Genomic DNA, 13,093 nt, shown 5'->3' with positions numbered 1-13,093 from the left:
TTCGCCTTTCGAGATCCCCGGCCAGTGGGGCTGGGTGCCCCTCCATAGGGGGCTTGGCTCCCCGTTCACGAGGTGGGCATCGGCCCCGGACGCCGGAGGTCAGTACCAGCTCGTGGCCTGCCAGTGGGCCCACGCGCCGCACGGGCTCCCGTAGCGTCCCCGGATGTAGCGCAGGCCCCACTTGATCTGCGTCCGCGCGTTGGACTGCCAGCCGGGGCCCGCGGCGGACATCTTGGAGCCCGGCAGGGCCTGCGGGATGCCGTAGGCCCCGGACGGGCTGTGCGCGCGCTCGTTCCAGTGGCTCTCGCGCGTCCAGAGCCGCTCCAGGCAGCGGTACTGGCGGTCGGAACGCCAGCCGAACCCGCCCATCAGCCCGCGCGCCAGCGCCTGGTTGCGCTCCGCCCGGCGCATGAGCCCGTCGCGCAGCATCAGGACATGCTCGCTCCGGCGCAGGCTCGTGTGGAAGGCGGCGCCGGTGGCGCGCTCGGCCGCGGAGAGGGTGCTCTTCACCGGGTCGGCGAGTAGCGGCGCGGCGACCAGCGCCGCAGCGGTGCCGACCGCGGCCAGGCGGACCGCACCGCGAACCCGACCGCCGAGCCCACCGGGGCCACGGCTCAGCAGCACGCGGGCGGCCTGGGCGCGGCTCGGGAGGGCGCGGGCGGGCGCGGGGCGGTCCGGGCGGGTGCGCATGTCGTCGGTGTTTCGGTGAGTGGACACGGGTCGTAGCGTGCTCCGGCGTCCGGCCGCGACGCCGGGAGATTCCGGAGCTCCCGGCCGGGCTTTTACCGATCCATGGACGTCCGCTTCCCGAGCGGACGGACAAAAGGGGACGGACCGGAGTCCGTCCCCTCGCGTCCACAGCGGGACATGTCACCCATGCGGGGCGTAGCCCCACGGATCAGACGTCACGATCGCCCATCGAAGGACATGCCGTCCGATCGGTGCGAAGCGGTTAGTACCACCCGCGCGCGTTGGAGTGGCCGAGCGCCCGGCACGGGGTGCCGTAGCGGCCCTTGATGTACCGCAGACCCCACTTGATCTGGGTCTGCGGGTTGGTCCGCCAGTCCTTGCCGGCGCTGCGCATCTTGCTTCCGGGCAGCGCCTGCGGGATGCCGTAGGCGCCGGACGGGCTGCCCGCCTTGTGATTCCAGTGGCTTTCCCGATTCCAGAGTTTCACCAGGCAGTTGTACTGCCGGGTGGACCACCCGCGCTTGGCGACCATGCGCTTCGCGATCGCCTTGTTGCGCTGGGCCCGGGTGGGCTTCTTCGCCGCGGCCTTGACGGTGACGGTGGCCTTCGTCGGGGCCGCCGCCTCGGCGGGGACGGTCTCGGCGAGCACGCCGAACGTCAGGGACGCCGCGAGGACGAGCGTGGCGGAGCGCCGGAGGGGCTTGACAGCCAAAGCAGACCTTTCGTCGTGCCGGACGGACCGGTCGGTCCGGCGGAGGGCCACCTCGGACGGGCGCTGCCCCGTCCGTGCGGACGGGACGACCGGGCGCCGGGGCGTCGGGGGGACGCGATGGCCGTGCGGAGGGAACCGTCCCCGGTGGGGGAACGGCTCGCACGTGCTGCCGAGGTGAGAGACCGATCCTTCGGACGTCGGATCGGCGTGGTGGGCGCGGAACTTGCGCGCCGAGGGGCCCTCCCCTCCGTTGGCCGGGGAGGGCGTCCCTCACGCGGACGGCCGTCCAGACGGGCCGTCCGATATCTGTGGAGTTAGACCGGCCGCGAGGCCGGGGGCGGTCCGGCCCGCGAGGGGGCCGTCCCGGGGTGGGCGGCCTCGCGGAGAGGCCGGCCCGGCCGGGCGGCCCGCAGGGGCCGTCCGGAGGTCGGTCAGTACCAGCCGGTGGACTGGCTGTGCGCCCAGGCGCCGCAGGGGGTGCCGTAGCGGTCCTTGATGTAGCCGAGGCCCCACTTGATCTGGGTCGTGGCGTTGTTGCGCCAGTCGGGGCCCGCGCTGGCCATCTTGGAGCCGGGCAGCGCCTGCGGGATGCCGTAGGCGCCGGACGAGTTGGCGGCGTGGGTGTTCCAGCCGCTCTCGCGGTTCCAGAGCTTCACCAGGCAGCCGAACTGGCCGGAGCCGGAGAAGCCGTAGCTGCCGAGCAGGCCCTTGGCGATCTGCTGGGCCTGGCCCGCGGGCACCGGGTCGCCGCTCGGCCCGTTGTCGCCGCCTCCGCCGCCGCCGTTGCCGGACGCGTCGGCGGTCTTGCTCGGCGTCGGCACCGGCTTGCCCTTCGGCATCAGCTTGGCCGGGTCGGAGTCGTCGCGGGCGGCGCGGGACGCGCGGTCCATCGCGAGCTTCTTGCGCTGCGCCTCCAGCTGCACCGGGTCCATCGCGGGCACCGCGGCGTTGTTCGCGCCGGACGCGACGGTGGTCTTGCCGGCGTCCTTGGACTTGGCCGGGGCGGAGTCGGAGCCGGTGAGGGCGAACGCGGCGGCGGCACCGCCGCCGATCACCACGGCCGCGCCCGCCGCGACGGCGGCGATCTTCACGCCGGTGCGCGCGAACGGGCCGCCGGACGCGCCGGACCCGGAGCCCGGACGGCGCCCCGCGCCACCGCGCGTCCGGCGCGGACGCCGCGGCTCGCTCGGGGCGGGCTGGTCGCTGGAGAGGATCTCGGTGGCCCCCGCGAACCCGCCGGCACCGGCGAACTCGGGCGCTCCGGCGAAGCCGGACTCGACGGGGGGAAGCTCGCCGGTGTCGCCCGCGACGCCGGCGCCGGGCACGCGGGCCGCGCCCGCCACCTTCACGTCGTCGTCCTGGGGCGCCGAGGCGGCGGCCGGGCCGAAGGCCTTGACCGCGTCGAAGGGCTCGGGGGCACCGAAGGGCTGAGGCGAACCGAGGGTCTCGGGGGCGCCGAGGGTCTCGGGAGCGCTGAAGGGCTCAGAGGCGCTGAAAGGCTCAGGGGCGCCGAAGGGCTCGGGCGCGCCGAACGCGCCGGGCGGCTGGGAGGCGGCGGGCTCGGCACCGTGGGGGGCCGCGGCCGACCCGAACTCCGGCTGGGCGGCGGGCGGCGTGGGGCCGTCCTGTCCCAGGGGGTCGGAGTTGTGTCGATCGTCTCGCCAAGAGGAGCCGGAACGGTCTCCGGACAAGGCGGTCCTTCCGACGGTCGTTCCGCGCATGGACGCGCGGACGAGGCTTTCACCCCTGGGCCGTCGCGGGACCCCGCCGACGGCGGCGGCCCCGGCCCGGAGCGGCGGCGGGACGGGGACGGGTCAGGGGATCGTCCCGGCGTCCGCACTCCGCTCGGGGGTGCTTACGGGGACTCACAATGCCCGACGGGATCGGGTGCTTCGCAACCAAATCGAGATGGATGGTCTTTGTGGGACGGTTGTCAACTCGTCCCCGGAATGGCCCAATGCGCGACGGGACCTGGGATTCCTTATCCCGGCCTTAGGTTCTGTGACCTTCATCACACATACACAGCGTGATGTTTAATGATCACGATGCGTGAAGAAAAGTAAGCGCCCCGATGACCTTCGGGCCGCCGGGGCGCTCACCACTCGTCGCTTTATCGTCACATTCCGCTGATATTCGGGGTCGTCACACCCCGACGTCGCCGAGCATGTCGGTCACGAGGGCGGCGATCGGCGACCGCTCCGAACGGGTCAGCGTCACGTGCGCGAAGAGCGGATGGCCCTTCAACCGTTCCACGACGGCCGCGACGCCGTCGTGCCGTCCGACGCGGAGGTTGTCCCGCTGCGCCACGTCGTGCGTGAGGACGACGCGGGAGCCCGCCCCGATCCGGGACAGCACGGTCAGCAGGACGCCTCGTTCGAGCGACTGCGCCTCGTCCACGATCACGAACGCGTCGTGCAGCGACCGGCCGCGGATGTGCGTGAGCGGCAGCACCTCCAGCATCCCCCGGTCGAGCACCTCCTCGATCACCTCCGGCGTGGTGACCGCCGAGAGCGTGTCATAGACGGCCTGCGCCCACGGCGACATCTTGTCGTTCTCGGTGCCGGGCAGGTAGCCGAGCTCCTGCCCGCCGACCGCGTACAGCGGCCGGAACACCACGACCTTGCGGTGCGCCCGGCGCTCCAGGACGGCCTCCAGCCCCGCGCAGAGCGCGAGCGCGGACTTGCCCGTCCCCGCCCGTCCGCCCAGCGAGACGATGCCGACGCTCTCGTCCATCAGCAGGTCCAGCGCGACCCGCTGCTCGGCGGACCGGCCGCGCAGCCCGAACACCTCGCGGTCGCCGCGCACCAGCCGCACCGACTTGTCCGGCGCGATCCTGGCCAGCGCCGAACCGCGCTCCGACAGCAGCCGCAGCCCGGTGTGGCAGGGCAGGTCGCGGGCCTCCTCAAGGTCGGAGCGGCCCCCGTCGTACAGCTCCTCGACGGCCGCGGCCGGGACCTCGATCTCGCGCATCCCGGTCCAGCCGGACTCCACCACCGCGAGCTCGGCGCGGTACTCCTCGGCCGCCAGCCCCACCGCCGACGCCTTGACCCGCATGGGCAGGTCCTTGGAGACGAGCACCACCTCGCGGCCCTCGCGGGCCAGCCAGCTCGCGACCGACAGGATCCGGGTGTCGTTGTCGCCGAGCCGGAACCCGTCCGGCAGGACGCTCGGGTCCGAGTGGTTCAGCTCCACCCGCAGGGTGCCGCCGAGGTCGCCGATGGGCAGCGCCTCGTCCAGCCGGCCGTGGGTGAGCCGCAGGTCGTCCAGCGTGCGCAGCGCCTGCCGGGCGAAGTAGCCGAGCTCGGGATGGTGCCGCTTGGCCTCCAGCTCGGAGATGACGACGATCGGAAGTACGACCTCGTGCTCGGCGAACCGGGTCATCGCCCCCGGGTCGGCGAGCAGGACGCTGGTGTCGAGGACGTACGTGCGCCGGTCCGGAGCGCCGTCACGGCCGCCGGAGGCTCCGGCGGCGGGGTCACGGTCGCCGGACTGGCCGGCGGGCTCGCCGGACTCGGGACGGCGCGGGAGGGTTGTGGCCACTCGATCTCCCTGATCGTGGGGGATGAACTCGTGGCGCGCGGGTCCGCCCCCATGGCACGTCGGAACCGTCCGCACGCGGGTGCGGACGGCGACGTGCCCGGGGCGGTGATCGCGGGGGTGGGGCTGCGACCGTCAGGAACCGTAGCGCCGGTGCCGCGCGGCGTAGGAGCGCAGAGCCCGCAGGTAGTCCACCTTGCGGAAGTCCGGCCAGTGGACCTCGCAGAAGTAGAACTCCGAGTGCGCGCTCTGCCACAGCATGAACCCGGACAGACGCTGCTCGCCCGAGGTGCGGATGACCAGGTCGGGGTCCGGTTGGCCGCGCGTGTAGAGATGCTCGGCGATGTGCTCGACGTCGAGGATCTCGGCGAGCTCCTCGATGCTGGTGCCCTTACCCGCCTGCTCGATGAGCAGTGAGCGCACCGCATCAGCGATCTCACGCCTACCTCCATACCCAACCGCGACGTTCACAATCAGGCCGGGACGGTCAGATGTCTCTTCTCCCGCCTTCTTAAGGACCAAAGCGGTCTTGTCGGGCAGCAGGTCGAGCGCGCCGACCGGTTTGACGTGGTATCCCTCGGCGGCCAGCCCCTCCACGGTGTTCTCGATGATGCGCAGCAGCGGCTCCAGCTCGCCCGCCGGGCGCGACAGGTTGTCGGTGGACAGCAGCCACAGCGTGACCACCTCCACGCCAGCCTCGGTGGACCAGCGCAGCAGGTCGCTGATCTTGTCGGCGCCGCGCTGGTGGCCGCGGTTCACGTCGTCCATGCCCATCGCGCGGGCCCAGCGGCGGTTGCCGTCGAGGATCACCCCGACGTGCCGGGGCACGACCTCGATCGGGATGTAGCGCTCGACGCGCCGCTCGTACAGGCGGTAGACCACCTCGCGGAAGGCGACGTAGGGCGTGCTGTGCCGGAGGGCGCCGATCAGGCCGTCCTCGGCCGGGGCCCGGCGGGGACGGTGCCTCCGGATGGCCCGGCTCGTCCCGGCCCTCCGCTCGTCCGCCATGTGTGGGCACCCCCTCGCGCGACCGTTCCTTGACGGAAACGACGCTCAATTATGGCCCACGGTTCGCCCCAGACGATCGGCCTCGGCGAGGAGATCGGCGAGGAACTCGGCGAGCTGCCCCGCCGTCAGGACGGCCCGGACGCCCCGCCCGCCCGCGCCCCACGCCTCGACGACGGCGCGCCGGGCGAGCCGCCAGCGGCCGTCCGGAGATCCTTGCGGGCCGACCCAGGAGGCGGACGTCCGCACGCAGCACCGCAACTCGCCCGTGCTGGCGAGGTCGCCGCGGTCGCGGTAGCGGAACGCGAACAGTTCCGGCTCGCTGCCGGTTCCCGGGCCGGGCGCCGGCGCCGCGGCGCCGCCGCAGGTCCCGAGGGCGCGGCTCCCGGCGGACGGCCCGGAGATCCAGCGCTCGCCGGCGGGATCGGGGAACCGGTCGTCCGGATCGGGCCAGGCGCCCGCCTGCGGCGAGCCGTCGGCGCGGGCGGCGGCGAGGCGGCGGTGGAGATCGGCGAGCGAGTGGCCGCAGCGCTCTCCGACGCGTCCGAACAGGTCGCCGTCGCGCCTCAGTTCGAGCGTGACCTCGTAGGCGAGGCCGCGCCGGTCCCGCGCCGCCACCGGCACGACCGCCAGCGCCGACCCGTCAAGGCAGCGAAGTCCTCCCACCCGATCACCCTAGGCAGGAGCCGCCCCAACCTCTCCCCACCGCCTAGCGAAGATCGGGCAAATCCCGGTCCGCCCCTTTGACCAGGCACTCCGCCACCCGGCGCCCTGTGGCCCGGCGGCCCTCCACCCGACGACGCATCGCCCGCCGGGCGTCCTTCATCCGGCGACGCGTCGTCCGGCAGTTCGGCGACCGGCGGTGCTTCGACAGGCGACCGCGTCGTCCGGCGAGTGGCGAACCAGCCGGTCGGCTCAGGCCTGGGGGCCTGCGGCGCGGGCGCGCTCCACGTGTTCCAGGGCGGTCCGCAGCTCGGTGAGCCAGGAGTCGGTGTTCTTGCCGACGAGCCGGACGCACCAGGCGAGGGCGTCGCTGCGGCTTCGCGCGACGCCCGCGTCCACGAGGGTGTCCAGGACGCGGCGCTCGGGCTGCCGCAGCCGGGTCATGACCGGCACCGAGAGGGTCGTGAACATCTCCCGGTGGTCGCCGCAGACCGCGCCCCAGGAGACCCGCCGCCCGAACCGGTGCTCGGCCTCGCGGGCGATGGCGACGCGCTGGTCGCGGGTGCTCTCGCGGAACTTCTGGACGTGCCCGGCGAGCATCTCGGCGCGCTCGGTGTCGGAGACGTCGGCGGCGGCGGCCGGTTCGGGCAGCCGCCCGACGACGCCGATCTCCTCCCGGTCCAGCACGATCTCGGGCGCGCCCTCGAACCAGTCGTCCGGCAGCCGCCCGGCGAACCAGCCGCGCACGGCCTCGATCGCTTCGCTCGTAGTCATGTAATCAAAATTACACCGGCGTCCGGAGCGACGCCAGGACGCCCGCCCATTGACAGTCGCCATCTTTTGATAGCTACTCTCATTTCATAGAGACCATCAAAGAGAGGCGGCTCTCATGGTGTCCGCGAAGGCACGGCGCTGGTCGGGGCTGGGCGCGCTCGCGCTCGCCCTGCTCGCGCTGGGGTTCGACCTGACGATCCTGAACGTGGCGCTGCCGACGCTCTCGGAGCGGTTGCACGCCGGAACGAGCCGGCTCCAGTGGATCGTGGACGCCTACGTCCTGGTCTTCGCCGCGCTCCTGCTCCCCGCCGGCCTGCTCGGCGACCGGTTCGGCCGCAAGCGGCTGCTGCTCGCCGGCCTGGCGCTGTTCGGCGCGGCCTCGCTCGCCGGGAGCCTCGTCACCGGCGCGGACGGCCTGATCGCCGCGCGCATGGTCATGGGCGTCGGCGCGGGCCTGGTGACGCCGCTGTCCATGTCGATGCTGCCCGCGATCTTCCCGCCGGAGGAGCGTACCCGCGCGGTCGCGGTCTGGTCCGGCGCGATGGCGCTCGGCCTGCCGCTCGGGCCGCTGCTGGGCGGGGTCCTGCTGGAGCACTTCTGGTGGGGCTCGATCTTCCTGATCAACGTGCCGGTCGTGGTCGTCGGCGGGATCGCGGTCGCGCTGCTGCTGCCGGAGTCGCGCGACGCGTCCGCGCCCCGGCTGGACCTGCCCGGCGCGGCGCTGTCGGCGGCCGGGCTCGCGCTGCTCGTCTACGGCGTCATCCAGGCCCCGGAGAACGGCTGGACGGACCCGGCCGTGCTCGTCGCCATCGCCGCCGGGATCGTGCTGCTCGCCGCGTTCACGGTCCGCGAGTCGCGCGTCCGGGAGCCGCTGATGGATCTGGGCCTGTTCCGCTCCCCCGCCTTCCTCTGGGGGACGCTGGCGGGCGCGGTCGGGACCGTGGTGATGTCGGGGGCGCTGTTCGTCCTGCCGCAGTACCTCCAGGCCGTGCGCGGCGCGGACGCGTTCGGCACCGGGCTGCGGATGATCCCGCTGATGGCCGGGCTGCTGGTCGCGGGCGTCGCGGTGGACCGGCTCGCGCCGCGCTTCGGGCACAAGCCGATCATCGTCGCCGGGCTGCTCGTGCTGGCTCCGGGGCTGGTGCTCGGCGCGCTCAGCACCGCCGGGTCGTCCTACGCGTTCGTGGCGGCCTGGCTCGCGATCACCGGCCTGGGCACGGGGTTCGCGCTCGTCCCGGCGATGGACCTCGCGCTCGCGGGCCTCCCGGACGACCAGGCGGGCCGGGGCTCGGGCCTGGTCCAGACGATCCGGCAGACGAGCGGCGCGCTCGCCGTCGCCGCGCTCGGCAGCCTGTCGTCGGCGGTGTACCGGCACCACCTCGGGCCGGGCGTCCCGCACGCGGCGCGCGAGTCGATCGGCGTGGCGGCGGCGCTGGCCCGCAGGACCGGGGACGCGGCGCTGCTGCGCTCCGCGCGCGACGCCTACACCGCCGGCATGGACGCCGTCCTCGCCGCGTCCGCCGCCGGCTCGCTGCTCATGGCCCTGCTGGTCTGGCGGCTTCTCCCCCGTCCCCCGCGTCCCGGAGCCGATGTACCAGAATCGGACCATGAGCACATCGCCTCCTGAGCAGCGGGCCGACCGCGCCGACGATCCGCTCGACCGGCTGCCGCTCCGGGAGCGCAAGAAGCTGAAGACCCGGAGGGCGATCCAGCAGCACGCCCTCCGGCTCTTCGAGGAGCAGGGCTACGACGCCACGACCGTCGAGCAGATCGCGGCCGCCGCGGAGATCTCGCCGAGCACGTTCTTCCGCTACTTCCCCACCAAGGAGGACGTGGTCGTCTCGGACGAGTACGACCCCGTCATGGCGCGGATGCTCCGCGAGCAGCCCGCCGACCTGCCCCCCGTCGAGGCCCTGCGCCGGGTGCTCCGCGACCTGCTGCCGGAGATGTTCGCGGCCGACCAGGAGACCGTCCTCGCGCGGGTGCGGCTGACGGCGTCCGTGCCGTCCGTCCGGTCGCGGACGTTCGAGGCGATGCGGGCGGGCACGCAGGCGATGCTCCGGGAGGTCATCGCCGAGCGCGCCGGACGCCGCCCGGACGACCTGGACGCCGACGCGCTCGCCTGGGCGGTCGTCGGCGTCCTCATGTCGGCCATGTACGCCTGGATGGACGGCGTGGTCGAGGTCGGCGACATGGCCGACCTCATCGACCACAACCTCGCGTTCCTCGCCGCGGGCTGCCCCCTCTGAGGCGGCCCGGCGACAGCGCCAGGCGGAAGGTCAGTCCGCGACGCGGGCGGCCATCTGCGGGCTGACCCGGATCGCGCCCTTGAAGTTGCGCATGTACACGTTCTGGATCTGGACGTCGGTCCCGGTGTGCGGCGCGACGATCATCTTGCCGTTGCCGATGTAGAGCGCGATGTGCGAGATGTAGCCGGGCGCCGTCGGGTCGTTCGCCCAGATCAGCATGTCGCCCGGCTGGGCCTGGCTGTAGGGGACGACCCAGCCCGCGCGGGCCTGGTCGGCGGCGACGCGCGGCAGCCGGATCCCGGCCTTGGCGAACGCGTAGAGCATCAGGCCCGAGCAGTCGTACCCGCCCTCGGACTCCGACTCGCCGCCCCACACGTACGGCCAGCCGATCCGCGACGCGGCGGCCCGGATCACCGTCTGCACCTGCGCGGCGGTCATCACCTTGCCGGGCGCGCCGGAGGTCCCGCCGGGCGCCGGGTAGTCGATCTTCGGGTTGACCTCGACCGCCTTGAGGCCCTTCGGCAGCGCCTTGCGGACCGCCTTGAGCAGCTTGTCGGTGTCCACCTTGGGCGCGCTGACCAGCATCGCGTTCCCGGACGGCAGGCCGAGCGACATCGCGGTCTGGTGCGAGACCACCGCGTCCACGTCGCCGATGCCCATCGTCGCGTACGCGCCGACGCGCAGCTCGGTCTGGTGGTCGCGCCCGCCCGCCGGGACGCGGCTGCCGAGCGCGACGCCGCCGTCGTTGCCCATCGTGAACGAGATCGCGACGTCGCCGCCCGCGACGTTCCGCCACAGCGGGTCGGACTTGGCGGTCGGCTCGGGCGTGTAGTTGCGGAAGGTCGACGGGTTGACGCCCATCAGCCCGACGCGCTTGCCCGCGATCATCGCCTGGACGGCGTCCACGGACTCGACGCCTTGCACGCCCTTCAGCTTGCGGACCTTGTCGACCACGTCGGCGGGCAGCGTGGTGGACCCGGCGACGAGCACCTGGGGCGTGAGCCGCCTGCCGATCGGGGCGACGGCCTGCGGGGACACCGACGAGTTGTCGGAGGCGACGACGAACCGCCCGCTCATCGTCTGGGGTGCGTGGGGCTTCCGCCCGTCGTAGGCCACCACGACGGCCGTGTTGACGGCCAGGGTGGTCACGACCGAAACGCCGATGATCGTCGGTAGAACCCGGCGGTTCGGCTTGCGCACGGCATCGCTCCTCGTCTTCGGTGGACCCGCTCCGGTGGCCCGCTGGGTGACCATCGACTATGGCGCAGATATGCGACCAGAGTCCAGATACCCGGCGTCTCCGCCGACACCCTGCCCCAAGGGGCCGCATTGGGTCAGTCCCGTCTCCGCTACCAAGTGGTAACACCAACCACAGAAGAGATCAAGGTCACCCCGTGACAAAAATGGACCGGGAGTCCAATTACTCCTGTAGTTCGCGTCCGAGGGCGGCGCTGGTCGTGACCGGGAGCCGGCACACGAAACCCTTGCACACGTAGGCGGTGGGCGCGCCGTCGAGCAGCGGGCGGTCGGCGAGCAGCGGGACGTCCTCGACGCCGGGCTCGCCGATGCTCACGACCGCGCCGGGCGAGGTCGCCATGAGGGCCGTGCGGTGCAGTTCGTGCGTGCGCGGGTCGTCCGGGGCGCCGACGATGCCGATCTCCAGCGGGCCCGCGAGGTTCGCCTCGGCGACCGCGAGGCCCCACCCGGCGAACCTCGCCGCACCCCGCTCGGCCAGCACTCTCGCGGGCGCGAGCGCCCCGGCGGCCGACTGCCGCGCCCACGGCGACGCGGTCAGCGCCGCGTAGGACAGCAGCGCCCCGGCGGCGGCGAACTGCCCGGACGGCGTCGCGTTGTCGGTCGGGTCCTTCGGACGCCGGAACAACCGCTCGGCGTCGTCGGCGGTGTCGTAGAAGCCGTCCTGCCCGTCGGAGAAGTGCTCCTGAACCGTTTCGAGAAGTTCACCCGCCAGTCGCAGATGCTTCGGGTCGCCGGTGACGCCGTGGAGCGCGAGTAGCCCTTCGGCCACATTTCCGTAGTCGTCCAGCACGCCGGCGTTGGCTCCGGCTACACCGTCGCGGGACGTGCGCGCCAACCGGCCGTCGCGCAGGTGCACGTCCACGAGCAGGCGCACCGCGTCCTCGGCGGCCCTGACCAGGTCCGGGCGCTCGAACAGCGCGCCGCACTCGGCGAGCGCCGCGACCGCGAGGCCGTTCCAGGACGCCACGACCTTGTCGTCCCGCGCGGGCGGGACGCGCTGCTCGCGGGCGGCCAGCAGCGCCGTCCGGACGCGTTCGTAGCGAGGGCGGTCGTCCGGGTCGTCCAGCAACTGGAGGACGGACGTCCCGTGCTCGAACGTCCCGGTGACGCAGAACAGCTCGGCCGCGGACGCCGCGTCGTCCGGGCCGATGACCTCGCTGAGCTGCTCCGGCGTCCAGACGTAGTACTTGCCTTCCTCGCCCTCGCTGTCGGCGTCCAGGGCGGAGGCGAAGCCGCCCTCGGCTGTACGGAGGTCGTGGACCATCCAGTCGCAGGTCTCCAGCGCGATCCGGCGCGCGAACGGGCTGCCGGTGACCCGCCACCAGTGCGCGTAGACCCGCGCCAGCAGCGCGTTGTCGTACAGCATCTTCTCGAAGTGCGGGACGACCCACGACGCGTCCACCGAGTAGCGCGCGAAGCCGCCGCCGAGCTGGTCGTACATGCCGCCCCGGGCCATGGCCTCCAGCGTGTGCGAGGCCATGGCGAGCGCCCGGTCGTCCTTGGTGCGCACGTGGTGGCGCAGCAGGAACTCCAGCACCATGGACGGCGGGAACTTCGGTGCCCCGCCGAACCCGCCGCGCGCGGCGTCGTAGTCCTCGGCGAGCGACTCGGCCGCGCTGATCAGCAGCTCCTCGTCCGGGGCGAGCGCGCCCGCGAGGCCGGTCCCCTTGGGGGTCAGGGCCTCGACGACGTGCCGCCCCTGCTGCTCGACGTCGTTCCGCTGCTCCGTCCACGCCTTGTGGACGGCCCGCAGGAGCGCCTGGAAGTGCGGGCGCGGGAAGTAGGTCCCGCAGTAGAACGGGGCTCCGTCCGGGGTCATGAACACCGTCATCGGCCAGCCGCCCTGGCCGGTCATCGCCTGCGTGGCCTCCATGTAGACCGCGTCGATGTCCGGCCGCTCCTCGCGGTCCACCTTGATGCTGACGAACAGCTCGTTCATCAGCGCGGCGGTCTCGGCGTCCTCGAACGACTCGTGCGCCATGACGTGGCACCAGTGGCACGCGGCGTAGCCGACGGAGAGCAGAACCGGGACGTCCCGCCGGCGCGCCTCGGCGAGGGCGTCCTCGCCCCACTCCCACCAGTCCACCGGGTTGCCGGCGTGCTGGAGCAGGTAGGGGCTGGTCGCGTCCTTGAGACGGTTCATGCCCCGATCCTCCCCCACGCCGCCCGAACAATGTCGGGGGCCTCGCCGGTGACCCGGAGACGG

General features: G+C 73.2%; 11 protein-coding genes. 2 read left to right on the top strand and 9 right to left on the bottom strand.

Annotation, left to right across the window (positions count from 1 at the left end; translation table 11 throughout):
- Nucleotides 1-99: 99 nt before the first annotated feature.
- The 7 genes from ACFPCY_RS27630 to ACFPCY_RS27600 all read right to left on the bottom strand — a co-directional run bounded on the left by ACFPCY_RS27630 (nt 100) and on the right by ACFPCY_RS27600 (nt 7,381).
- Entirely contained in the window at nt 100-717 is a 618-nt protein-coding gene (locus tag ACFPCY_RS27630) for an aggregation-promoting factor C-terminal-like domain-containing protein (RefSeq protein ID WP_378259753.1), read from the bottom strand.
- A gap of 235 nt (nt 718-952) precedes the next feature.
- The gene (locus ACFPCY_RS27625; RefSeq protein ID WP_378259752.1) at nt 953-1,402 is read right to left on the bottom strand and encodes an aggregation-promoting factor C-terminal-like domain-containing protein; all 450 of its coding nucleotides are present in this window, start codon (nt 1,400-1,402) and stop codon (nt 953-955) included.
- 431 nt (nt 1,403-1,833) lie between these two features.
- A complete protein-coding gene (locus tag ACFPCY_RS27620; RefSeq protein WP_378259751.1) occupies nt 1,834-3,093 on the bottom strand; it encodes an aggregation-promoting factor C-terminal-like domain-containing protein in 1,260 nt (419 codons plus the stop codon).
- A gap of 451 nt (nt 3,094-3,544) precedes the next feature.
- Nucleotides 3,545-4,942 carry a PhoH family protein gene (locus tag ACFPCY_RS27615; RefSeq protein WP_378259750.1) on the bottom strand — a complete coding sequence of 466 codons (1,398 nt, stop codon included), beginning with the start codon at nt 4,940-4,942 and terminating at the stop codon, nt 3,545-3,547.
- A gap of 132 nt (nt 4,943-5,074) precedes the next feature.
- Nucleotides 5,075-5,947 (bottom strand): isoprenyl transferase, encoded by an 873-nt coding sequence (locus ACFPCY_RS27610; RefSeq protein ID WP_378259749.1) that lies wholly within the window; start codon nt 5,945-5,947, stop codon nt 5,075-5,077.
- Between the two features lie 45 nt (nt 5,948-5,992).
- Nucleotides 5,993-6,610 carry a hypothetical protein gene (locus tag ACFPCY_RS27605; protein ID WP_378259748.1) on the bottom strand — a complete coding sequence of 206 codons (618 nt, stop codon included), beginning with the start codon at nt 6,608-6,610 and terminating at the stop codon, nt 5,993-5,995.
- A gap of 249 nt (nt 6,611-6,859) precedes the next feature.
- Nucleotides 6,860-7,381, bottom strand: coding sequence for a hypothetical protein (locus tag ACFPCY_RS27600; protein ID WP_378259747.1), 522 nt, complete (start codon nt 7,379-7,381; stop codon nt 6,860-6,862).
- 115 nt (nt 7,382-7,496) lie between these two features.
- Between ACFPCY_RS27600 and ACFPCY_RS27595 the strand changes: the two genes are divergently transcribed.
- A complete protein-coding gene (locus ACFPCY_RS27595; RefSeq protein WP_378259746.1) occupies nt 7,497-9,008 on the top strand; it encodes an MFS transporter in 1,512 nt (503 codons plus the stop codon).
- Nucleotides 8,989-9,630 carry an acyl-CoA-like ligand-binding transcription factor gene (locus ACFPCY_RS27590; protein ID WP_378259745.1) on the top strand — a complete coding sequence of 214 codons (642 nt, stop codon included), beginning with the start codon at nt 8,989-8,991 and terminating at the stop codon, nt 9,628-9,630. The genes ACFPCY_RS27595 and ACFPCY_RS27590 overlap by 20 nt, the downstream gene beginning before the upstream one ends.
- Nucleotides 9,631-9,660: 30 nt before the next feature.
- Here the strand turns inward: ACFPCY_RS27590 and ACFPCY_RS27585 are convergent, their stop codons facing one another.
- Nucleotides 9,661-10,830 carry a C40 family peptidase gene (locus ACFPCY_RS27585; RefSeq protein ID WP_378259744.1) on the bottom strand — a complete coding sequence of 390 codons (1,170 nt, stop codon included), beginning with the start codon at nt 10,828-10,830 and terminating at the stop codon, nt 9,661-9,663.
- 220 nt (nt 10,831-11,050) lie between these two features.
- Nucleotides 11,051-13,030, bottom strand: coding sequence for a thioredoxin domain-containing protein (locus ACFPCY_RS27580; protein ID WP_378259743.1), 1,980 nt, complete (start codon nt 13,028-13,030; stop codon nt 11,051-11,053).
- Nucleotides 13,031-13,093: the final 63 nt, after the last annotated feature.

This window comes from Actinomadura gamaensis (assembly GCF_042652125.1).
In the GTDB taxonomy this organism is placed as follows: Bacteria; Actinomycetota; Actinomycetes; order Streptosporangiales; family Streptosporangiaceae; genus Spirillospora; species Spirillospora gamaensis.
Note: the sequence above shows the minus strand (reverse complement) of the source record. Positions and strands in the feature narration are given on the sequence as shown.